The organism is Variovorax sp. IB41 (assembly GCF_016405905.1).
In the GTDB taxonomy this organism is placed as follows: domain Bacteria; phylum Pseudomonadota; class Gammaproteobacteria; order Burkholderiales; family Burkholderiaceae_C; genus Variovorax.
Map to the genome: position 1 here is coordinate 250569 of NZ_JAEFCB010000006.1, position 21161 is coordinate 271729.

At 71.1% G+C, this 21161-nt stretch carries 16 protein-coding genes; 10 read left to right on the plus strand and 6 right to left on the minus strand.

All coding sequences use genetic code 11. The features are described 5' to 3' along the window. Nucleotides 1-39 precede the first annotated feature (39 nt). The 5 genes from pgaA to JC881_RS14415 all read left to right on the plus strand — a co-directional run bounded on the left by pgaA (nt 40) and on the right by JC881_RS14415 (nt 7405). Entirely contained in the window at nt 40-2580 is a 2541-nt protein-coding gene (pgaA, locus tag JC881_RS14395) for a poly-beta-1,6 N-acetyl-D-glucosamine export porin PgaA (RefSeq protein ID WP_198786383.1), read from the plus strand. After that, complete coding sequence (gene pgaB, locus JC881_RS14400) at nt 2580-4652, plus strand: poly-beta-1,6-N-acetyl-D-glucosamine N-deacetylase PgaB (protein ID WP_198786384.1); 2073 nt, start codon at nt 2580-2582, stop codon at nt 4650-4652. Before pgaA ends, pgaB begins: the two co-directional genes overlap by 1 nt. Beyond that, a complete protein-coding gene (gene pgaC, locus JC881_RS14405; RefSeq protein ID WP_233101777.1) occupies nt 4649-5935 on the plus strand; it encodes a poly-beta-1,6-N-acetyl-D-glucosamine synthase in 1287 nt (428 codons plus the stop codon). Before pgaB ends, pgaC begins: the two co-directional genes overlap by 4 nt. Continuing rightward, a complete protein-coding gene (gene pgaD / locus JC881_RS14410) occupies nt 5925-6509 on the plus strand; it encodes a poly-beta-1,6-N-acetyl-D-glucosamine biosynthesis protein PgaD (RefSeq protein WP_198786385.1) in 585 nt (194 codons plus the stop codon). The genes pgaC and pgaD overlap by 11 nt, the downstream gene beginning before the upstream one ends. Before the next feature lie 98 nt (nt 6510-6607). Continuing rightward, on the plus strand, nt 6608-7405 hold the full coding sequence (locus JC881_RS14415; protein WP_198786386.1) for an SDR family oxidoreductase: 798 nt from the start codon (nt 6608-6610) through the stop codon (nt 7403-7405). On the opposite strand, the gene JC881_RS14420 is transcribed toward JC881_RS14415, so the two are convergent. After that, nucleotides 7389-8306, minus strand: a complete 918-nt coding sequence (locus tag JC881_RS14420) for a LysR family transcriptional regulator (protein WP_198786387.1) — start codon at nt 8304-8306, stop codon at nt 7389-7391. The genes JC881_RS14415 and JC881_RS14420 overlap by 17 nt on opposite strands. A gap of 86 nt (nt 8307-8392) precedes the next feature. Between JC881_RS14420 and JC881_RS14425 the strand changes: the two genes are divergently transcribed. After that, on the plus strand, nt 8393-9403 hold the full coding sequence (locus JC881_RS14425) for a zinc-binding alcohol dehydrogenase family protein (RefSeq protein WP_198786388.1): 1011 nt from the start codon (nt 8393-8395) through the stop codon (nt 9401-9403). 1 nt (nt 9404) lies between these two features. On the opposite strand, the gene JC881_RS14430 is transcribed toward JC881_RS14425, so the two are convergent. Continuing rightward, nucleotides 9405-11153 carry a chloride channel protein gene (locus tag JC881_RS14430; protein WP_198786389.1) on the minus strand — a complete coding sequence of 583 codons (1749 nt, stop codon included), beginning with the start codon at nt 11151-11153 and terminating at the stop codon, nt 9405-9407. Between the two features lie 71 nt (nt 11154-11224). Between JC881_RS14430 and JC881_RS14435 the strand changes: the two genes are divergently transcribed. Continuing rightward, nucleotides 11225-11803: a GNAT family N-acetyltransferase gene (locus JC881_RS14435; protein WP_198786390.1), complete on the plus strand. Its 579-nt coding sequence runs from the start codon at nt 11225-11227 to the stop codon at nt 11801-11803. On the opposite strand, the gene JC881_RS14440 is transcribed toward JC881_RS14435, so the two are convergent. From JC881_RS14440 to JC881_RS14450, 3 genes are read right to left on the minus strand one after another with little or no spacing between them, the layout of a single operon-like run. Further along, nucleotides 11795-12508, minus strand: a complete 714-nt coding sequence (locus JC881_RS14440) for a sulfite exporter TauE/SafE family protein (protein ID WP_198786391.1) — start codon at nt 12506-12508, stop codon at nt 11795-11797. The genes JC881_RS14435 and JC881_RS14440 overlap by 9 nt on opposite strands. Continuing rightward, entirely contained in the window at nt 12505-13941 is a 1437-nt protein-coding gene (locus JC881_RS14445; protein WP_198786392.1) for an amidohydrolase family protein, read from the minus strand. The genes JC881_RS14440 and JC881_RS14445 overlap by 4 nt, the downstream gene beginning before the upstream one ends. A 50-nt stretch (nt 13942-13991) precedes the next feature. Next, a complete protein-coding gene (locus JC881_RS14450) occupies nt 13992-15350 on the minus strand; it encodes a uracil-xanthine permease family protein (RefSeq protein WP_198786393.1) in 1359 nt (452 codons plus the stop codon). Nucleotides 15351-15495: 145 nt separating this feature from the next. On the opposite strand from JC881_RS14450, the gene JC881_RS14455 reads away from it, so the two are divergent. After that, nucleotides 15496-16533 carry a LacI family DNA-binding transcriptional regulator gene (locus tag JC881_RS14455; protein WP_198786394.1) on the plus strand — a complete coding sequence of 346 codons (1038 nt, stop codon included), beginning with the start codon at nt 15496-15498 and terminating at the stop codon, nt 16531-16533. Here JC881_RS14455 and JC881_RS14460 read toward each other — a convergent pair. Continuing rightward, nucleotides 16530-17906: a PQQ-dependent sugar dehydrogenase gene (locus tag JC881_RS14460; protein WP_198786395.1), complete on the minus strand. Its 1377-nt coding sequence runs from the start codon at nt 17904-17906 to the stop codon at nt 16530-16532. The two genes, JC881_RS14455 and JC881_RS14460, sit on opposite strands and share 4 nt — an antisense overlap. 131 nt (nt 17907-18037) lie before the next feature. Here JC881_RS14460 and JC881_RS14465 point away from each other — a divergent pair, with 131 nt between their 5' ends. Together JC881_RS14465 and JC881_RS14470 are read left to right on the plus strand one after the other, a co-directional pair. Continuing rightward, nucleotides 18038-18802, plus strand: coding sequence for an alanyl-tRNA editing protein (locus tag JC881_RS14465; protein ID WP_198786396.1), 765 nt, complete (start codon nt 18038-18040; stop codon nt 18800-18802). A 44-nt stretch (nt 18803-18846) separates the two neighbouring features. Then, nucleotides 18847-21078, plus strand: a complete 2232-nt coding sequence (locus JC881_RS14470) for a thioredoxin family protein (protein WP_198786397.1) — start codon at nt 18847-18849, stop codon at nt 21076-21078. The last annotated feature ends 83 nt before the right edge of the window (nt 21079-21161 follow it).

Genomic DNA, 21161 nt, shown 5'->3' on the forward strand with positions numbered 1-21161 from the left:
CCTCGAAACCTCGCGCGCGTCGTTCGCGTTGCGCGGGGCGTGCCACCGATCGTTTGCGCGCTGGCGCTGGGCGTGTCCCAGGCGTACGCGGATACGGATGCGGATGCGCGCGCCACGAACCCACCCGCCGCCGATCGCAGCGCGGCCGCCTACGACGCGCAGCAGCACGACGCATTGATCGTCGCGCGCCGCGCAGGCCGCATCACGCCCGCAGAGGCGCTGCAGCAGCTGAACGCCTGGCTCGCGGCGCCGCTGGACGATGCGCAGCGGCGGCGCGTGGCGTCCGACGCGGTTTCCATCGCGGCCGGCGACGGCCGCTTCGCCGAAGCCGTCGCGCTGGGCCGCCGGTTCCCGCCCGCGCAGCTGCTCGACTACGCGCTGGGCCCGCTGACCGTGGCCGCGCGGCGCACGCGCGACCTCGCGCTGCAGGGCGAGACCATCGCCGCCTGGCGCGCGCGGCAGCCGGCCTCGCGCGACGCGCGCATCCACGAAGCCTTCTGGCACCTGGACAGCGGCGACGTCGCCGGGGCCGAGGCGCTGTACCGCGCCCTTTCGCAGCCAGCGCCGGCCGATGCCGCGGACCGCATCGCGCTGCTGGAGTTGCGAGGCGCCGTGGCACGCGCCGGCGGCGACACGCTCCAGGCGCTCGCCGCCTACACCGCCTCCAGCGCGCTGCAGCCCGGCCGCGCCGATGCGCGCCGCGAGGCCGACCTCGTGCTGGCGGCCGGCGGCGCCGCGTCCACCGCCTTCGACGATGCCGAGGCGGCCGAGCGCGCGCACCCGGGCACCTTCTCCGCGCTGTCGCTGTCCACGCTGCAGCAGCAGGCGCTGGCCCAGCGGCTGCGCTGGGCCGTGCAGGACCGCGACGAGCGCATGGGGCCGTCGCGCACGACCTCCCTCGACCGCGTGCTCGCCGACCAGGACGCGGCGCTGGCACGGCTCGATGCCGCCGCGGCGAACGCCGGGCCGGCCGACGCCGAGGCGTGGCGCACCGTCCGCATCCGCCTGCAGGCCGACCGCATGCTGGCGCTGGTCGAACGTGGCCGCCCGGCCGATGCGATCGCGCTCTACGACACGCTGCGCGCGACCGGCGCCGAACTCCCGCCGTACGGCCTCGCCGCGGCCGCCCGCGCCTTCGCGCAGGAGCGCCGCTCGATCGATGCCGTGCCGCTGTACGAAGCCGCCATCGCCCGGGCCGGTGCCGACCTGCCGATGCCCGACGAGATCCATTTCGGCCTCGTCTACGCCTACCAGGACACCGGCCGCTTCGAGGAGGCCGAGGCGCTGCTCCAGCGCATCGAAGCCGCCACGCCCGCCTTCCTGCGGCTGGCGCCCGAAGCCCGCCGGCCGAACGCCCAGTACACCGACGTGAGCGGCATGCGCGGCCTGCTGACGCTCTACGGCAACCGCCCGGCCCTCGCGCAGCAGCGCTTCGCAACGCTGACCGACGAAGCGCCGCTGAACGCGGGCTACGCCTACGGCGCGGCGCTCACCGAGCGGCTGCGCGACCATCCCGAGGCCGCGCTCGCGCGATTCGAGGCGCAGGCGGCCAACCAGCCCTTCGACATCAGCGCGCGCGCCGGCCATGTCGAGGCGCTGATGGATGCGGGCGAATTCGCCGAGGCGCGGCGCCGCGCCGAATCGCTCGAGGCCGACGCGCCCGATGCCGCCGAGGTGCGCGACCTCGCGCGCAAGCGCCGCGCGATCACCGGCGCGCAGCTGGAGATCGACGCCGGCGCATCGACCGGCGGCGCCGCCATCGCGGACCGCGAATGGCGGCTGGACAGCCGGCTCAGCTCCGGCCTCATCGACGACCAGTGGCGCGTGTTCTACGACCAGTCGCTCGGCCGCGGCGACACCGCCATCGGCGATGCGAACCGCGCGCGCGGCGGCCTGGGCCTGGCCTGGCAGCGCGGCCGCTGGCTGGCCGAGGGCGAGGTGCAGCGCGCGAACACCGGCCCCTACCGCACCAGCGTGGCGGGCCGCGTGGACTACCGCGCGGGCGATGCCTGGCGCCTGTCGGCCACCTACGACGGCGACAGCAAGGAGCTGCCGTGGAAGGCGCAGGTCACCGGTGTCGGCGCGCGCGAGGCCGGCGCGAGCGTGGGCTACGTGGTCGACGAATCGCGCCGCTTCGACCTGAAGTGGAAGCAGCTGGACTTCAGCGACGGCAACCTGCGCAACGGCCTGGACCTCAGCTGGAGCGAGCGCTGGATCAGCACGCCGCGCTTCCAGCTGGAGACCCGGCTGGGCGCCGACGCCAGCCGCAGCCGCGCGCAGGACGTCGCGTACTTCAGCCCGTCCAGCGACGCCAGCGCGCAGCTGAGCGTGCGCGCGCAGTGGCTCAACTGGAAGCGCGACGACCGCCAGTTCTTCCAGGCCGTGGAGATCGGCGGCGGCGGCTACCGGCAGGCGGGCTTCGGCACCGGCGCGCTCTGGAGCGTGCGCTACGAGCACCGCTGGAACCTCGGCCCGCGCATGACGCTGCGCTATGGCGTGAGCATTTCGGCCCATCCCTACGACGGCGTGCGCGAACGACAGCGCGGCGTCTTCCTGAACCTTTCGACGCCCTTGCAGTGATGCCGCACAACACCCACTTCCCTGTCTTCCATGCGCTGCGTGCGGCCCTGCTGTGGCTGCTGCTCGCGCTCGCGCTGCCGGCCCTCGCGCAGCCGCTGCCGCCCGCCGACCCCGACGACGGCGTGAGCTTTCGCGTGCTCTCCTTCCACGACGTGCGCGCCGGCGTGCGCGCGAGCTTCGAGACCTCGCCCGACGAGACCGCCATCGACGAACGCACGCTCGCCGAGGTGTTCGCCTGGCTGCAGTACAACGGCTACCACCCGGTGAGCCTGCAGCAGATCGCCGATGCGCGCGCCGGCCGCACGCCGCTGCCCGCCAGACCCGTGCTGCTGACCTTCGACGACGGCTACCGCAGCGCGTACACGAAGGTCTTTCCGCTGCTGCAGCGCTACCGGTACCCGGCGGTGCTGGCGCTGGTGACCAGTTGGCTCGAAGTGCCCGAAGGCCAGCTCGTGCACTGGGGCGACAAGCCCGCGCCGCGCGACAGCTTCCTGCGCTGGAGCGAGGCCGCGGAGATGGCGCGCTCGGGCCTGGTCGAACTCGCGAGCCACAGCGACGCGATGCACACCGGCATCCCGGCCAACCCGCAGGGGAACATGCTGCCGGCCGCGGCCACGCACCGCTACGACGCCGCCACCGGCCGCTACGAAGACGACGGCGCCTACGTGCGGCGCATCGAGGCCGACCTGCGCGCGAGCCGCGAGATCATCGAGGCGCGCACCGGCGCCAAGGTGCGCGCGATGGTGTGGCCCTACGGTGCCTACAACGCCGCGGCGCTGAAGGCGGCCGAGCGCGCGGGCATGCCGATCACGCTCACGCTGGACGACGGGCCGAACACCGCGACCGTGCCCCTCTCGCAGATCCGCCGCGCACTCGTGGCCTACGACAACGAGGCGCCCGAGTACGCGCGGCTTTTGCGCAGCCCCGTGGGCGGCGAACTGCGCGCGACCAACCGCGTGATGCACGTGGACCTGGACTATGTCTACGACCCCGACCCGGCGCAGCAGGAGCGCAACCTCTCCGCGCTGATCGAGCGCGTGGCCGCGGTGCGCCCGCGCTCGGTGTTCCTGCAGGCGTACGCCGATGCCGATGGCGACGGCGTGGCCGACGCGCTCTACTTTCCGAACCGCCACCTGCCGATGCGCGCCGACCTGTTCGCCCGCGCGGCCTGGCAGCTGCGCAGCCGCGCGGGCGTGAAGGTCTACGCATGGATGCCGGTGATGGCGTTCCGCCTGCCCGCATCGGACGCGCTCGCCACGCACACGGTGCGCACGCAGGCGGGCACCGCGCCGGCGGACCGCTACCACCGCCTCTCGCCCTTCGACCCCGCGGTGCGCACGCTGGTGGGCGACCTCTACGAAGACCTCGGCCGCCACGCCTTCTTCGAGGGCCTGCTGTTCCACGACGACGCGATGCTCTCCGACGACGAGGACGCGAGCCCCGCCGCCCTCGCCACCTACGCGCGCTGGGGCCTGCCGCCCGACGTGGCCGCCATCCGCGCCGACCCGGCGCTGATGGCGCGCTGGACCGCCGGCAAGACGCGCTACCTCACCGAGTTCACGCAGGCGCTCGCGGCGCGCGTCGGCGTGTGGCGGCCGGGCCTGGAGACCGCGCGCAACCTGTATGCACGGCCGGTGCTCGAGCCCGCGGCCGAGCAATGGTTCGCGCAGAACTACGAAGCCGCGCTCGCCGCCTACGACTACGTGGGCCTCATGGCCATGCCGCGCATGGAAGGCGAAGCGCGCAGCGCCGCCGAGAGCGACGCGTGGCTCGCGCGCCTGGCCCGCCGCGCCGCCGAGACGCCGCGCGGCCTGGACGGTACCGTGTTCGAGCTGCAGGCGCGCGACTGGCGCACCGGCCAGCCCGTCGCCGATGAAGAGCTCGCGCGCCAGTGGACGCTGCTGCAGCGCGCCGGCATCCGCCACCTGGGCTACTACCCCGACGACTTTCTCGACAACCAGCCCTCGCTGGAGGTGGTGCGCCGCGCGATCTCGGTGCGCGCGCTGCTGTCGCGTCCGCTGCGGCAGGAAAACCCGCCGCCGCAGGCCGCAGAAAAGAGCGGATCGCCATGAACACGCTGAACATGCTTCAGGCATTCATCCAGCACCTGCCGCCGGTGCTGTTCGGCTTCGTCTTCTACTACCCGTTCTTCATGGCCTGGGTGTGGATGGCCGGCGGCCTCTCGCATGCGTGGGTGTTCGAGCGCAAGCGCGAGGTCGATGCCGATCCGCTCGCGTTGTTGCCCGTTCATCCGCTGGTGACGGTGGTGGTGCCGTGCTTCAACGAGGCGCCGCACCTGCGCGAGGTGATCGAGCAGCTGATGCGCACGCGCTATCCGCACTACGAGGTGATCGCGGTGAACGACGGGAGCACCGACGGCACCGGCGAATTGCTCGACGCGATGACCGCCGAGTACAGCCGCCTGCGCGTGATCCACAACGCCAGCAACCAGGGCAAGGCCGTGGGCCTGAACACCGCCTGCCAGCTCGCGCGCGGCGAGTACATCCTGGGCATCGACGGCGATGCGCTGGTGGACGAAAACGCCATCGCCTGGATGCTGCAGCCGATGCTGCGCTCCGAGCGCATCGGCGCCGTCACCGGCAACCCGCGCATCCGCACCCGCACCACGCTGCTCGGGCGCATGCAGGTGGGCGAGTTCTCCTCGATCATCGGGCTCATCAAGCGCTCGCAGCAGCTGGTGGGCACGCTCTTCACCGTCTCGGGGGTGCTGGCGATGTTCCGCCGCCGCGCGGTGATCGACGTGGGCTTCTGGAGCCCCGACGTGCTGACCGAAGACATCGACATGAGCTGGAAGCTGCAACTGGGTGGCTGGCGCCTGCGCTTCGAGCCGCGTGCGCTGTGCTGGATCCTGATGCCCGAGACGCTGCGGGGCCTGTGGAAGCAGCGGCTGCGCTGGGCCGTCGGCGGCATCCAGACGATGCTGCGCTACACCCCTCGCATCCTCAGGCCGCGGCAGTGGCGCCTGTGGCTGGTCTACACCGAGTACATGGTGAGCGTGGTGTGGGCCTACGCGATGGCGCTGGTGCTCGCCATCAGCCTCGTGCGGCCGTTCCTGCCCGAGAACTCGTCCTGGCATTCGGCGCTGCTGCCGCACTGGCAGGGCACGCTGCTGGCCATGACCTGCATCCTGCAGATGCTCCTGAGCCTGTGGATCGATCGCCGCTACGACCGCGACCTGATGCGCTATTTCGCCGGAACGATCTGGTACCCGATCGCTTTCTGGACCATCACGATGGCGACCACCGTCATCGCCCTTCCCAATGCTCTGATACGCCGCCGCGGCAAGCGCGCGGTGTGGACGAGCCCCGACCGAGGAGTCTCCGATGTCTCGTGAATCCCGTGCCCATTCCTTTGTCCTGCAGGCGGCCGCCCATGCCGACGCCGCGCCGCCGACGAGGCGCCGCTCGTGGGGCCAGCCCGAGGGGGACGAGCCGATCATCGATGCCGCGCGCATTTCGCTGCGCGCCTTCGGCAGCGGCCGCTCGCCGCAGCGCACGCTGGCCATGTACCTGTGGCTGCGCGTGCTGCGCCCGGCGCTCACGCTGGCCAGCTGGTTCTGCGCGGTCTGGTACGCCTGGCCCTATGTGCTGGGCGCGCGCTCGCAGCCCGAGGTGCTGCACCTGCTGGGCTTCTACGCCGTGGTGATCGGCGCGATCCTGGGCTCGATGCTGATGATGGCGCCGCTGCGCCGCCGCCAGCACGAGCGCGAGACGCCGCCGGACCAGGAGCAGTCGTCGCTGTTCGCGCTGGCGTCGTACATCGAGGTGCCGCCCTCGCGCCTGTCGGCCTGGCAGCGGGCGCGCCAACTGCTGGTGCACCACGACCACGACGGCCAGTTGCGCGACGCGACCGACACCGCGCCCGCGGCGCTGGAGCCGGCGCTGCGCCGCGCCAACGACAGGCGATGAGGCGCTGCGGCGCCGCTGCGGACAGCCGCGTCCGTGCAGGGGTTTCGCGGCGGTGCTTCAATCGCGGCCGACCCACAACCCCTCCCAAGGACATTTTCATGGACCTCCAACTCCAGGACCAGCACGTTCTCATCACCGGCGGCAGCAAGGGCATCGGCCTCGCATGCGCGCTGGGGTTCCTGCGCGAAGGCGCGCGCGTGAGCCTCGTCTCGCGCGACCTGCAGAACCTGGAGCAGGGGCGCCAGACGCTGATCGACAACTTTGCCGAGGCCGAAGGCCGGGTCTCGGTGCATGCCGCCGACCTGAAGGACCCGGCCGGCGCGGTGGCCGCGCTCGATGCGGCCGAGAAGGCCTTCGGCCCCGTCGACGTGCTCGTCAACTCGGCCGGCGCCGCGCGCCGCACCCCGCCCGACGACCTGACGCCCACCGCGTGGCACGACGCGATGGACGCGAAGTACTTCACATACATCCACATGATCGATCCGGTGGTCAAGCGCATGGGCCAGCGCGGCCGCGGCGCGATCGTCAACGTGATCGGCCAGGGCGGCAAGGTCGCCAGCCCCGTGCACATGGCCGGCGGCGCGGCCAACGCGGCGCTGATGCTGGTGAGCGCCGGCATGGCCGCCGCCTACGCGGCCAAGGGCGTGCGCGTGAACGCGGTGAACCCCGGCCTCACGCTGACCGCGCGGCTGCAGGAAGGCATGAAGGCCGATGCGAAGCTGCAGGGCATCGACACCGACGAGGCCTTGAAGCGCGCGACCGCGCGGCTGCCGCTCGGGCGCATCGCGACGCCCGAAGAGATCGCCAACACGGTCGTGTTCCTCGCGTCGCCCAGGGCGAGCTATGTGACGGGCGCGACCGTCGCGATGGACGGCGCGGTCACGCCGCTGATCTGACGGCCGTCAGCGCCTCGAACTTGAGCGCAAGGAAATCGACGAACGCCCGCACGCGCGCCGGCACGAAGCGCCCGCTCGGCAGCAGCGCATGCAGCGGATAGGGCTCGGTCTGCCAGTCGGTCATGAGGTGAACCAGCCGGCCGCTGCGGATGTCGTCGCGCACATCGAGCGCGGACTTCAGCGTGATGCCATACCCCGCCACCGCCCACTCGCGCGCGAGCGAAGCGTCGTCCACGCTGCGGTTGCCGCTCACCCGCACCTCGGTCCACTGCCCGTTCTGCGCGAAGCGCCAGATGCGGTGGCGGCGGCCGCCGCGGTTGAAGATCAGGCAGTTGTGGTGCACCAAGTCCTGCGGCGTCTTCGGCGCGGGATGGCGACAGAGATAGTCCGGCGAGGCGGTCAGGAGCGGATTGGTCAGCGCGAACGGCCGCGCCACCAGCCGCGAATCGGCCAGCGCGCCGTAGCGCAGCGCCACGTCGACTTCGTCGCGCATCACGTCCAGCGGCCGGTCGCCCACCGAGAGCGACAGTTGCACGCCCGCGTGCAGCGCGAGGAATTCGTCGAACCACGGCAGCAGCGTGCTGCGCGTGAGGTCCGAGGGCGCGGCGACGCGCAGCGTGCCGACCAGCTCGCCGCGGTCGGCCGTGACCAGCGATTCGCCCTCGTCGAGCAGCTCGAAGGCGCGCACCGCATAGTCCAGCAGCGTCTGGCCCTGCGGCGTGAGGCGCATCGCGCGCGTGGAGCGCTCGAAGAGGCGCGCGCCGAGTTGCGTTTCCAGCCGCTTGAGCGTGGCGCTGGCGGCCGCCGGTGTGATGCCCAGCGCATGGGCCGCGGCCGTGAGCGTGCCGCCGCGCGCCGTGTGCACCAGCACCCGCAGGTCGGATGTATTTTCAATCTTCATTTGAAAGTGTTGCTGTTGAAGGCCTACTTATCAAATGGCCGTTGCCATCCTACAGTCGAGGCATCGTTTCTGAAAGGTCATCCGCCATGAAAGCCATCGGCTACTACCAGCCCCTTCCCATCGACAACGCCGAATCGCTGCAGGACATCGAACTGCCCGCGCCCGTCGCCGGCGCGCGCGACCTGCTGGTGCGCGTGAAGGCGGTGTCGGTCAACCCGGTCGACACCAAGGTCCGCAAGAACGCCGCGCCCGAAGCCGGCCAGGCCAAGGTGCTGGGCTGGGACGCAGTCGGCACCGTCGAGGCCATCGGCAGCGAGGTGCAGAACTTCAAGGTCGGCGATCGCGTGTACTACGCGGGCTCGATCATCCGACCCGGCGCCAATTCGGAACTGCATGCGGTGGACGAGCGCATCGCCGCCATCGCACCCAAGAGCCTGGACGACGCGCAGGCCGCCGCGCTGCCGCTCACGACCATCACCGCCTACGAACTGCTGTTCGACCGCCTGCAGGTGCCCAAGGGCGGCGGCGCGGGCCAGACGCTGCTGATCACCGGCGGTGCGGGCGGCGTGGGCTCGATCCTGATCCAGCTCGCGCGCCAGCTCACGCAGCTGCGCGTGATCGCCACCGCCTCGCGCCCCGAAACGCGCGAGTGGTGCCTGGCGCTGGGCGCGCACGCGGTCATCGATCATTCGAAGCCGCTCGCCGCCGAGCTCAAGGCCGCGGGCATCGGCGAGGTCGACATGGTCGCCAGCCTCACGCAGACCGAGCAGCACTACGCGCAGATCATCGAGAGCCTGAAGCCCCAGGGCCAGCTTGCGGTGATCGACGACATGAAGGTGCTCGACGCAATGCCGCTGAAGACCAAGTGCATCTCGCTGCACTGGGAAATGATGTTCACCCGCTCGCGCTTCAGCACGCCCGACATCGCCGAGCAGGGCGCGCTGCTGGCCGAGGTGGCCGCGCTGGTCGATGCGGGCCGCATCCGCACGACGGCGAATGCGAGTTTCGGCACCATCAACGCCGCGAACCTGAAAAAAGCGCATGCGCTCATCGAGAGCGGCAAGGCGCAAGGCAAGGTCGTGCTGGCGGGGTTCTGAGCTAGCTGGCCTGCCAGGGCAGGCCGCGCATGCGCTCGCGCTTTTCTTCTTCGTCGAAGTGCGCGAGCGAGGGCTTGATGAGATCGCTGCGCGCGACGAGGCCAATCAGCGCCAGCGACTGCGCGTCCTTCACGACCGGCAGGCGCTCGAGCCGGTGGCGCGCGAGGCGCGTGGCCACCACGCGGCAGTTCTCGCCCGCGAGCGCGAACACCGGCGGCGCGGCGTCGCAGGCATCGCCCACCGTGCCCACGCTGAACGCCGCGAGCATCGCGCGGTCGGCCATGCCGATCACCGCGCTGCCGCGCAGCACCGGGTACGCGCGGTGCACCTGGCCTTCGCCGAAGTACTGCGCGAGCGCATCGCCGACGGGCAGTGCCGCATCGATGCTGCGCACCTCGCGCGTCATCACTTCCTCGACCGAGTGGCGCTCCAGCGGATCGATGCCGTATTCGCGGTAGATGTGATAGCCGCGGCGCGCGATCTTCTCGGTGAGGATCGAGCGGCGCATCGTGAGCACGGTGAAGCCGTAGGCGACGGCCGATGTGGTCAGCAGCGGCAGCAGCGCGTTGCTGTCGTGCGTGAGCCCGAAGGCGAAGATGGTGGCGGTGAGCGGCGCGCGCATCACGCCGCCGAGCGTGGCGGCCATGCACACCAGCGGCCACAGCATCGGGTCGTTGCCGGGCAGCACGTGCGAGAGCACCACACCGAGGCCCGCGCCCATCATCAAGAGCGGCGCGAGCACGCCGCCCGAAGTGCCCGAGCCCAGCGAGATCACCCAGATCACCGCCTTCACCGCGAGCAGCGCGGCCACCACGCCGAGCGCGAGGTGGTTGTGCAGCAGGTCGCCGATCACGTCGTAGCCCACGCCCAGCGCGCGCGGCTCGAAGTAGCCGCCGATGCCGACCGCGAGGCCGCCGATGGCCGGCCACCACATCCAGTGGATCGGCAGCTTGCCGAAGAGGTCTTCCACCTTGTAGAGCGAGATCGAGAGCGAGGCCGACAGCATGCCGCACAGGAGGCCCGCGACGATGCACGAGAGCATCGCGAGCGGGCCGGGCACGGCCGTCTGCAGCGGGAAGAGCGGGCCCGCGTCCATCAGCAGTGGCCGCGTGAAGCCCGCGACCGCGCACGCCACGGCCACCGGCAAGAGGCTGCGCGGGCGCAGCTCGAACAGCAGCAACTCGACCGCCAGCAGCACCGCGGCCACCGGCGTGCCGAACACCGCCGTCATGCCGGCGGTGGCGCCCGCCACCAGCAGCGCCTTGCGCTCGGCCGCCGTGAGGTGAAAGTACTGCGCGATCAGCGAGCCGATGGCGCCGCCCGTCATGATGATCGGCCCCTCGGCGCCGAACGGCCCGCCGCTGCCGATGACGATGCCCGAAGACAAGGGCTTGAGCACCGCGACCTTCGGCGACATCTTGCTCTTGCCGAACAGGATCGCCTCGATCGCCTCGGGAATGCCGTGGCCGCGGATCTTGTCGGAGCCGTAGCGCGCGACGAGGCCCACGATGAGCCCCCCGATCACCGGCACCACGATGACCCAGGCGCCCAGCGTGTGCGTGGCCGGCGAGCGGTCGGCCAGCGAGAAGGTCTGGAAGAAAAAGAGGTTGGTGAAAAAGCGGATCAGGTCGAGCAGCACGCGCGCGGCCACGGTGCTGATGGCGCCGATGACGATCGCCATGGCGGTGATGCGCAGCAGGCGGGCGTTGAGGGCGAAGTCGCCGCGCGGGGGATGGGGAGAAGGCGTCATGGCGGGGGTTGTTCGGAGCAGCCCGAATTACATCACAGCATGATGCATATGCGCTGATTCACAATCGCGGCATGACCGCTCCCATCATCGAATTCGACACCGCCCGCCTTCGCCTGCGTCAGTGGCGCGAGAGCGATGGCGCCCCGTTCGCCGCCATGGCTGCCGACCCGCAGGTGATGGAGTTCTTGCTGCCACTGGCCACCCGCGCGGACAGCGATGCGTTGATCGAACGCGTCAGAACCCGCATCGCCGAGAACGGCTGGGGCTTCTGGGCCGTGGAGCACAAGGGCACGGGCGAATTCATCGGCTTCACGGGATTGAACGTGCCCGTCGCCACGCTGCCGTTTTCGCCGTGCGTGGAGATCGGCTGGCGTTTCGCGCGCCACATGTGGGGCCAAGGTTTCGCGACCGAGGCCGCACGCGGCGCGCTGCAGGTGGGCTTCGAGCGGCTCGGCTTCGACGAGATCGTGGCCTTCACCGCGACCGGCAACCTGCGCTCGGCCGCGGTGATGGAGCGGCTGGGCATGCACGAGGACGTGGCCGGCGCGTTCGACCATCCGCTGGTGCCCGAGGGCCACCCGCTGCGCCGCCACCGCCTATACCGTCTGGGCCGCGCGGCATGGGCCGCCGCGCACGCCGCTTCAGAATGAATGCAACAGCAGCGCCACGCCCGAGACGATCGCAAAGACCTGCACGAAGACCCGCAGCACGCGCCCGTTGACGTGGCGATGCACCACGCGGCTGAGCACGGCGCCCACCGCCAGTGCGGGCAGCAGCAGGGCCGCCGCGCGCAGCTGCGAGCCGTCGATGCGGCCGGTCGCCATCAGCGTGGCGAGCGACACCAGTTCGCCGACCAGGAAGCACAGCGCGATGGTCGAGCGCATGGTGGGCGCGCGCTCGTGCTGGTAGACCAGCGCCAGCGGCGGACCGCCGATGCCGGTCGCGGTCTCGGTGATGCCCGTGACCAGCCCCGCCGCCACGAACGCCGAACGCCCGGGCGAGAAGGCCGGCATCATCAGCGTGACCAGCGCCGCCGCGATGGTCGATGCGCCGACGAACAGCGACAGCTGGCCCGCGCTCAGCGCCGCCAGCACCCACAGGCCGCCTGCCGTGCCGACGACGCGGCCACCGGTGATCCAGCGGGCACCGGTGCGGTCGATCGCGCCGCGCTCGCGCCACATCACGTAGAAGTTGAGCGGCAGCATCAGCACCAGCACGCACACCGGCAGCAGGTCGGGGCGCACGATGCCGATCACCGGCGCGGCGATGAGCGCGAAGCCCACGCCGGTCGCGCCCTGCACGAAGGCGGCGAACAGCACGGCGAGCGAGACGAGGAGAAGGTGCTGCGCGCTCACTGAACGTTCCGGGCGCCGGTGGCGCCGTCCATGCGGTTCGCGGACAGGCGGCGATGCTCGGCCGCCGTCGGGTGCAGGCGCACGATGGGCGCGCGTTCGATGGCCGCATGCGCCGCGCGCGCGAGCCGCCGCTGCAGCGCCCGCGCGTCCCAGTCGGGCGGCCAGCCCTCCCACAGGCGCAGGCGCCCGTCGACGAACACGGCGGTGATCTGGTCGCGGTTGCCCAGGCGCACGAGGTCCCATGTGAGATCGACGGAGGTGCACATCTCGGGCGTGTCGACGTCGACGACGAGGAAGTCGGCCGCCTTGCCCACAGCGATCTCGCCGATGAGATGCCCGAGCCCCACGGCGCGCGCGCCCTCGTGCGTCGCATGGTCCAGCCAGGTCCAGCCGCCGCCGCTCGACGCATCGCCGATCGCCATGCCGAAGGCCAGTTTCTGCGCCGCCTCGGCCGCGTCCATCAGGCGGAAGGCGTCGCTGCGCGTGGCGTCGGTGCCCAGGCCGAAGCGGATGCCCAGCGCAGCCATCAGGTTCGCGGGCGCCACGGCGTTGCCCTTCCACTGGCTGGCCACGGGGTTGTAGCTCACGGCGGTGTCGGTGTCGCGCAGCAGCATGAGCTCCGACGGCGTGACGAGCGTGCCGTGCGCGATCAGCACCTGCGGGCCGAGCGCGCCGAGCTGCGCGAGCAGCTCCAGCGGCCGCCGGCCGCGCTGCACCACCGAGCGCTCGACCGACGCGAGGTGCTCGTTCACATGCGTCTGGAACACGGTGCGCGCCTCGGCGCACAGCGCGGACACGCCGGCCAGCATCTCGTCGGAAGCGGCTTCGGGCACCGAGATGGCAAGCGAGGGATGCACCAGCGGTGCGTTCGACCATTGCGCCAGGAAGCGCGCGGCGTGCGAGCGGATGGCCTCGCGTTCGACAGCGCTGCTGTCGTTGCCGCCGTCATTGCAGATCAGGCCCAGCACGCAGCGCAACCCCGCCTCCTGCACGGCCGCCGCGACCGCGCCGATGTCGCCCGGCGCGCGCGTCCCCGCGTCGCACACGGTGGTGAAGCCGCCGCGCAGCGACTCGAGCGCCGCGAGCTTGGAAGCCAGGTAGACGAACTCGTCGTCCAGGCTCGCTTCGAGCGGCACCCACACGCGCCGGAAGATCTCCGAGGGCTCGCCGTAGGCCAGCGACTTGCCGAAGGACTGCGTGAGGTGATGGTGCGCGTCGATCATTCCCGGCATCAGCAGCTTGCCGGGCAATGGCATGGGCACGAGGTGCGGATGGCGCGCGGCCAGCACCTCGGCGGGGCCGACGTCGCGAAAGCGCCCGCCGGCCACGTGCACGGCATGGCCGCCGACGGGGCCGTCGCGCAGCATCAGGTGGTCGGGAACGAGCAACAGCTCGTCGGCCGCGAAGAGCGCGGCATCGAGTTCAGAAGACATGGTGAAAAAAGAAGACGGGAGCGAAGAAAAAGAAAAGAAGACGTGGTGGCTCAGCGCGGCGCCGAGGCCATCTCGACGGGCTCGGCAGGCTCGGCCGCTGCGGGGAGTTCGGCGTGCGTGCGGTTGAAGATCACGTTCAGCAGCACCGCCGTGAGCGAGCCCATGGCCAGGCCGTTGCCCAGCACCAGCTGCAGCGTGTCCGGAAAGCGGCTGTACAGGCCCGGCACGAGGATGGGCAGGAGGCCCATGGTGAGCGCGCCGGCCAGCACGAACATGTTGCCGCGCTCGTGCAGGTCGACCTTGCGCAGCATGTCGATGCCCATCGTGCCGATGATCGCGAACACCACCATCGCGGTGCCGCCGACCACGGCCGCGGGAATGGCGCTGGCCAGCCGGCCGAGCGGCGCCGACAGCGCGATCAGGATCAGGATCGCGCCGGCCGTCGCCGTGACGTAGCGCGAGCGCACGTTGGTGGCGCGCACGATGCCGATGTTCTCGCCGCTGGTGATGATCATCGAGGTGCCGAAGAAACCGCCCGCCAGCGACATCAGCGCATCGCCGCGGATGGTGCGCGGCACGGCGTCGCGCGCATCGATCCTGCGGCCCACCACCTCGGCCACCGCCACGGTCTGGCCCGTGGCCTCGACCATTGAGATGACGCTGAAGACCAGGAGCGGCACCGCCGCCACGAGATCGAAGCGCGGCATGCCGAAGGGCAGAAGCGTCGGCAGGCTCCAGAAGGGGCCCGTGGCGACCGCGCCGAAATCCATCAGCCCGCAACCGGCCGCCAGCACCGTGCCGGCCAGCAGGCCCAGCAACACCGCGAGCTGGCCCAGCGTGCCTTTGAACAGGCGCGCGAACAGCACCGTGAAGCCGATGGTCGCGAGCGCCAGGCCGATGTTCACCGGGTCCGCGAAGGTGGGCGTGCCGGCCTTGCCCGCGATGATGCCGCCGTACACCTTCACGAGGTTGATCGACACCAGCAGCAGCAGCGTGCCGATGACGATCTTCGGAAAGTACCGGAGGCACCGCGCGAACACCGGCAGCACGAGGAAATAGAACAGCGCCGTGAGGATCACCGCGCCCGAGGCGGTCTGCAGGTCGCGCTGCTGCGCGATGGTCACGAACATCACGATCGGCGCGCCGCCCGGCACCATCACGAAAGGCAGGCGCGCCCCGAACTTCCACGGCCCGAACGACTGCAGCAGCGTGCCCACCCCGCACAGGAGGAAGGTGGCGCTGATGAGGTTGACGGTGAGCGCGGCCGGCAGGCCCAGCGCCTTGGCCACGAGGAACACGGACGTGATGGGCACGGCCGCCATCACCAGCACGTGCTGCAGGCCGAACAGCAGCAGTTGCGAAACGGGCAGCACGGCGTCGACGGCAGGGGCGTCGGAAACACGGGACATGATCGATTCCTTTGACCGGGCTCGCACCCAAATCGATTTGGGTGACGAAGGAAAAAAAGCCGCCTGGGGCGGTGGGGTACATTCCGGGCCAGTCGCCCAAAACGATTTGGGAATTGAATCACCGCTTTTGGAAAAGGTCAACGGGATGAGCACCAATCCATCGCCGCGGGCAAACATCAAGGACGTGGCCCGGGAGGCCGGCGTGTCGCCGACCACCGTGTCCCACGCGCTCAACGCCCGCGGCCAGGTCGACGCCGAGACCCGCGCGCGCGTCGAGCAGGCCGCCCTGAAGCTGGGCTACCGCCCCAACCGGAATGCGCAGCGGCTGCGCACCGGCGAGGCGCACATGATCGTGCTGCTGTCGTCGATGCCCTTCGCGGTGGCCGGCGGCCCGTCGCGCCTGGGCTTCATGATGGAAGTGGCCGCCGTGGCCGCCGCCGAGGCCCTGAACCACAGCCTCGCGCTGGTGCTGGCGCCGCCCATGGAAAGCGGGCGGATGCCGATGGAGTTGCTGGACGTGGACGGGGCGCTGGTGATCGAGCCCTCCGCGGGCGATGCGAACCTGGAATACCTCGTGCGCCGGGGCCTGCCGGTGGTGGCCATCGGCAAGCCGGCGGAAGGCCCCGCCATGCCGCCGTATGTCGACATCCATTCCGCCCGGACGACGCAGCTGCTGCTCGACCACCTGCACGAACAGGGCGCGCGCAAGGTCGCGATGATCCTGGGCGCCGCGCAGCGCAATTCCTATGTGGAGGCCCGGGCGGCGTACGAGCGCTTCGCCGCGGAGCGCGGCCAGCCCGCGCTGCTGTCGCTGATCGACGAGGCCAGCGGCGAGCGCGGCGGCAGGGAGGCCGCGCTGGCGCTGCTGGCGGCCCACCCCGACATCGACGCCTTCTGCATCCCGGTGGACGCATTCGCCTCGGGCGCGGTGGCGGCCGTCGCCGAATCGGGCCGGCGCATTCCGGAGGACGTGATGGTCGCCACCCGCTACGACGGGCCGCGCGCGCGCACCTGCGTGCCGCCCCTCACCGCGGTGGACCTGCACCTGGAAGAAGTCGCGCAGCAGGCCATCGCGCTGCTGTTCGATCACCTGCGCGGCGACAGGAGCCGCCACCGCGTCGAAGGGCCGGTGGCGCAGCTCGTGGCGCGCGAGTCGTCCGCGCGCCTGCGCCCAGTCGGCTAGTTGGGCTTGGCGCGCGACACGCGCCACACCGCGTTGCCCACGTCGTCGGCCACCAGCAGCGCGCCGCTCTTGTCGAGCGCCACGCCCACCGGCCGGCCCTGCGCCTTTTCGTCGGCGGTGAGAAAGCCGGTGAGGATGTCCACCGGCGGCCCGCTCGGCTTGCCGCCGATGAAGGGCACGAACACCACCTTGTAGCCCGACTTGGGCTTGCGGTTCCACGAGCCGTGCTCGCCGATGAAGACGCCGCTCGCGAACTCCGGCGGCATGCCGCGCGCGTGCGAGAAGGTCATGCCCAGCGGCGCGACGTGCGAGCCGAGCGCGTAGTCGGGCGCGATCGCCTTGGCCGCCATGTCCGGGTTCTGCGGCGTCACGCGCGCATCGACGATGCCGCCGTAGTAGGTCCAGGGCCAGCCGTAGAAGGCGCCCTCCTTCACCGAGGTGAGGTAGTCGGGCACGAGGTCGCTGCCGATCTCGTCGCGCTCGTTCACCACGGTCCACAGGGCGTTGGTGTCGGGGTCCCAGCCCATGCCGTTGGGGTTGCGCAGGCCGCTCGCGAAGAGGCGCTTCTCGCCCGACTTGGTGTCGACCTCCCAGATCGCGGCGCGGCCTTCTTCGGCCGCCAGGCCGTTCTCGCCGATGTTGCTGTTGGAGCCGACCGTCACGTAGAGCTTGGTGCCGTCGGCATTGGCGATCACGTTCTTGGTCCAGTGGTGGTTGATGCCCGCGGGCAGCTGCGTGACCAGCGTCGGGTTGACCTTCACCGAGGTCTCGCCCTCGACGTAGGGCACCTTCACGAGCGCATCGGCGTTGGCGATGAAGAGCTCGTTGCCCACCAGCGCCATGCCGTAGGGCGACATCAGGTTGGTCATGAAGACCTGCTTGACCTCGGCCACGCCGTCGCCGTCGGCATCGCGCAGCAGCGTGATGCGGTTGGCGCTGGGCACGCCCGCGCCCGCGCGCCCCATGACCTTGCCCATGACCCAATTGCGGATCTTGGCGATCGGGCCGCTGCCGCCGTCGTTGCTGCCGCCGGGCTTGGGCGGCTTGTTGCTCTCGGCCACCAGCACGTCGCCGTTGGGCAGGGTGTAGACCCAGCGCGGGTGGTCCAGGCCGCGCGCCAGCGCCGTCACGCGCAGGCCCTCGGCGGGGGTGGGCGCGGCGGTGTCGGTCCAGCCGACGGCGGTTGCCACGTTGACGGTGGGAATCAGGGTCTTGTTCGGCTCGGCCAGCTGCGGGCGGGGGCCGGTCGTGACCTCGGGGGCGAGCTTGGCGGCCTCGCCGCAGCCGACGAGCAATGTCGCCGCGACCGCCAGCGTGGACAACTGCCAGATCGAAGCGGCCATGCGGGTGGGTGCTTGCTGCGGAGCTTTCATGCGTGATCCTTGCGCGGCGGAGGCCGCGTACCGGGCGGATCATCCCCGGCCGCCCGGCCCGGCGGTTGTCGGTCGTGGGCGCTTTCTGGCGTGGGCGCACCCCAATCGCACATCGCCGCTACCATCGCCGCATGACCGACGACCTGTTCCGTGCCGACGCCTACCTGCGCGCCTGCGAAGCCCGCATCGTGCGCATCGACGAGACCGGCATCGTGCTGGACCGCACGGTGTTCTACCCACTGGGCGGTGGGCAGGCTGGAGACGCCGGCGTGCTGGCCCTGGCCGACGGCCGCGAAGTCGTCATCGCCGACACCCGCAAGGCCAAGAACGAAGAAGGCCTGCCCACCAACGAATTCCTTCATGTGCCGGCGCCCGAACAGGCCGACCTGCTGGCCGCGCTGAAGCCCGGCGACGCCGTCACCGCACGCCTGGACTGGGAGCGCCGCCACCGGCTCATGCGCTTTCACACCGCCTCCCACCTCCTGTGCCACCTCGTGCCGGTGCCGGTGAACGGCTGCTCGATCACGCCCGACTACGCGCGCATCGATTTCCACATGACCGACCCGCTCGACAAGGAAGCGCTCACGGCCGGCCTTGCGCGGCTGGTCGAGGCGGCCCATCCGCTGACCGTGGGCGCCATCACCGACGAGGAGCTCGACGCGAACCCGGCCCTCGTCAAGAGCATGAGCGTGCAGCCGCCGCGCGGCACGGGCACGGTGCGCACCATCCGCATCGGCGGCGCGGGCGAGGGTGACGCGCAGATCGACTTCCAGCCCTGCGGCGGCACGCATGTTGCAAACACCGCCGAGATCGGGGCGGTGGTCGTCACCAAGATCGAGAAGAAGAGCGCCAACAGCCGTCGCGTGGTGCTGGGCTGGGCCGCAGCGGCCGCCTGAAACATTCTGGAACTTAGCCCCGCCCCAATGCTCCGACTGACGGCATGATCTTCTCGCGCATTCATTTCGCTACGCTTCTGATAGCAATCGCCGCAGCCAGCATGCCGGCCGCGGCGCAATTGGCTTCCAAGACCGGGGCCGTCGTCACCACCCCCCACGTGCGCGCCGAACTGATCGCGCATGCACCCGATGGCGTCTCGCCGGGCGCGCAGGCCTGGGTCGGCCTGCAGATCACCCATCAGCCCGAGTGGCACACCTACTGGAAAAATGCCGGCGATTCGGGCCTCCCCACCGAACTGACCTGGACGCTGCCGGCCGGCGTCTCCACCGGCGAAATCGCTTGGCCGGTGCCCGAGAAGATCGCGGTCGGCAACCTCGCCAACTACGGCTACGAGAACACCGTGCTGCTGCCGGTGCCGCTGGAGGTCTCGACGCTCTACAAGCCGCCGATGGCGCTCGCAGGCGGCACGCCCGCGATGGACGTGAAGCTCAAGGCCTCCTGGCTGGTCTGCCGCAAGGAATGCATTCCCGAAGAGGGCGAATTCACGCTCTCGCTGCCGCTGCAGGGCTCCACCGCGCTGCACAAGGCCGAGTTCGACACGGCGCAAGCCGCCCAGCCCCAGCCGCTCGCAAAACCGGGCGGCATCGAGGTCAATGGCAACAACCTGCAAGTCAAGCTCGAAGGACTGCCGGCCGCCGTGCAGGGCAAGACGCTGGCGTTCTTCCCGGAGACCCCCGAGGTGATCCGCACCGCGGCCGTCTCCGGCACGGACTGGACCCAGAGCTGGCAAGGCGGCACCTGGACCGCGACGATGCCGCTGGCCGACCAGCGCAGCGCGAGCCCCACGGTGATGCCGGTGGTGGTGGCGCTCGCCGAGGCCGACCGTCAGCCGGGCCAGCCGGTGGCCTGGCGCGCGGAAGCGCCGGTCGCCGGCACCTGGCCCGCCGCCGCCACGCCGGCGCGCGCCGAGGTGTCGCCCGCACTGCAGGCCGCGCTCACTGCCAATGCCGCCAATGCAGCCAACGCCGCTGCATCGGCATCGAACACCGACCTGCCGGCCCAACCCACCGGCACCTTCGCCATGGCGCTGCTGGGCGCCCTGCTCGGCGGCCTGCTGCTGAACCTCATGCCCTGCGTGTTCCCGATCCTGGCGATCAAGGTGCTGGGCTTCGCGCGGCAGGCGGGCAACGCCAGCGCGCACCGCAAGGCGGGCCTGGCCTACACCGGCGGCGTGATGCTGTCGTTCCTCGCGCTCGGCGGCGCCATGCTCGCGCTGCGCGCGGCCGGTGCGCAGCTGGGCTGGGGCTTCCAGCTGCAGTCGCCGGGCGTGGTGGCCGTGCTGGCAGGACTCTTCACGCTGATCGGCCTGAACCTCGTGGGCGTGTTCGAATTCGGCCGCGCGGCGCCTTCGTCGGTCTGCAGCGCGCAAGCCAAGCATCCGCTGGCCAACGACTTCCTCTCCGGCGTGCTCGCCGTGGTGATCGCCTCGCCCTGCACCGCGCCGTTCATGGGCGTGTCGCTCGGCTTCGCGATCGGCCTGCCGGCCGCGCAGGCGCTGCTGCTGTTCGCGGCGCTGGGCCTGGGCCTCGCGCTGCCGTATCTGGTGGCCGGCTTCGTGCCCGCCATCGCGCACCTCTTGCCCAAGCCGGGCCCGTGGATGCTCACGCTGCGCCGACTACTCGCGTTCCCGATGTTCGCCACCGTGGCGTGGCTGGTCTGGATCCTCGGCCAGCAAAGCGGCATCGACGGCGCGGGCACGCTGCTGGCGCTGCTGGTGTGCATGGCGGCGATCGTCTGGGCCTTCACGCTGCGCGGCCGCACGCGGCTGGTGATCGCCACCGTGCTGATCGCCTTCACCGCCATGCTGACCGGCGCCATCGGGCGCAACGTGCTGCAGGTGGTGGAGCCGGCCAAGCTCGCCGCAAGCACCGCGACCCAGCGCTGGCAGCCGTGGTCGGCCGAGCGCGTGAGCGAGCTCTCGGGCGCCGGCCAGCCGGTGTTCATCGACTTCACGGCCGCCTGGTGCGTGACCTGCCAGTACAACAAGAAGCGCACGCTGGCCGATGCCGACGTGCTGGCCGATTTCGATGCCAAGAAGGTCGCGATGCTGCGCGCCGACTGGACCCGCCGCGACCCCGCCATCACCGCCGCGCTCACCGCGCTCGGCCGCAGCGGCGTGCCGGTCTACGTGCTGCAGGCGCCGGGCAAGGCGCCGGTCGTGCTGACCGAAATTTTGGGTAAGGACGAGGTCCGCGCCGCGCTCGCCGCGCTTTGACCACCTGCGTGACATGGGTTGTCACATGCACTTGAAGAAACGGTTCTAAGCTGCGGTTGTCGTTTGGAATTTTCTAATGGAGC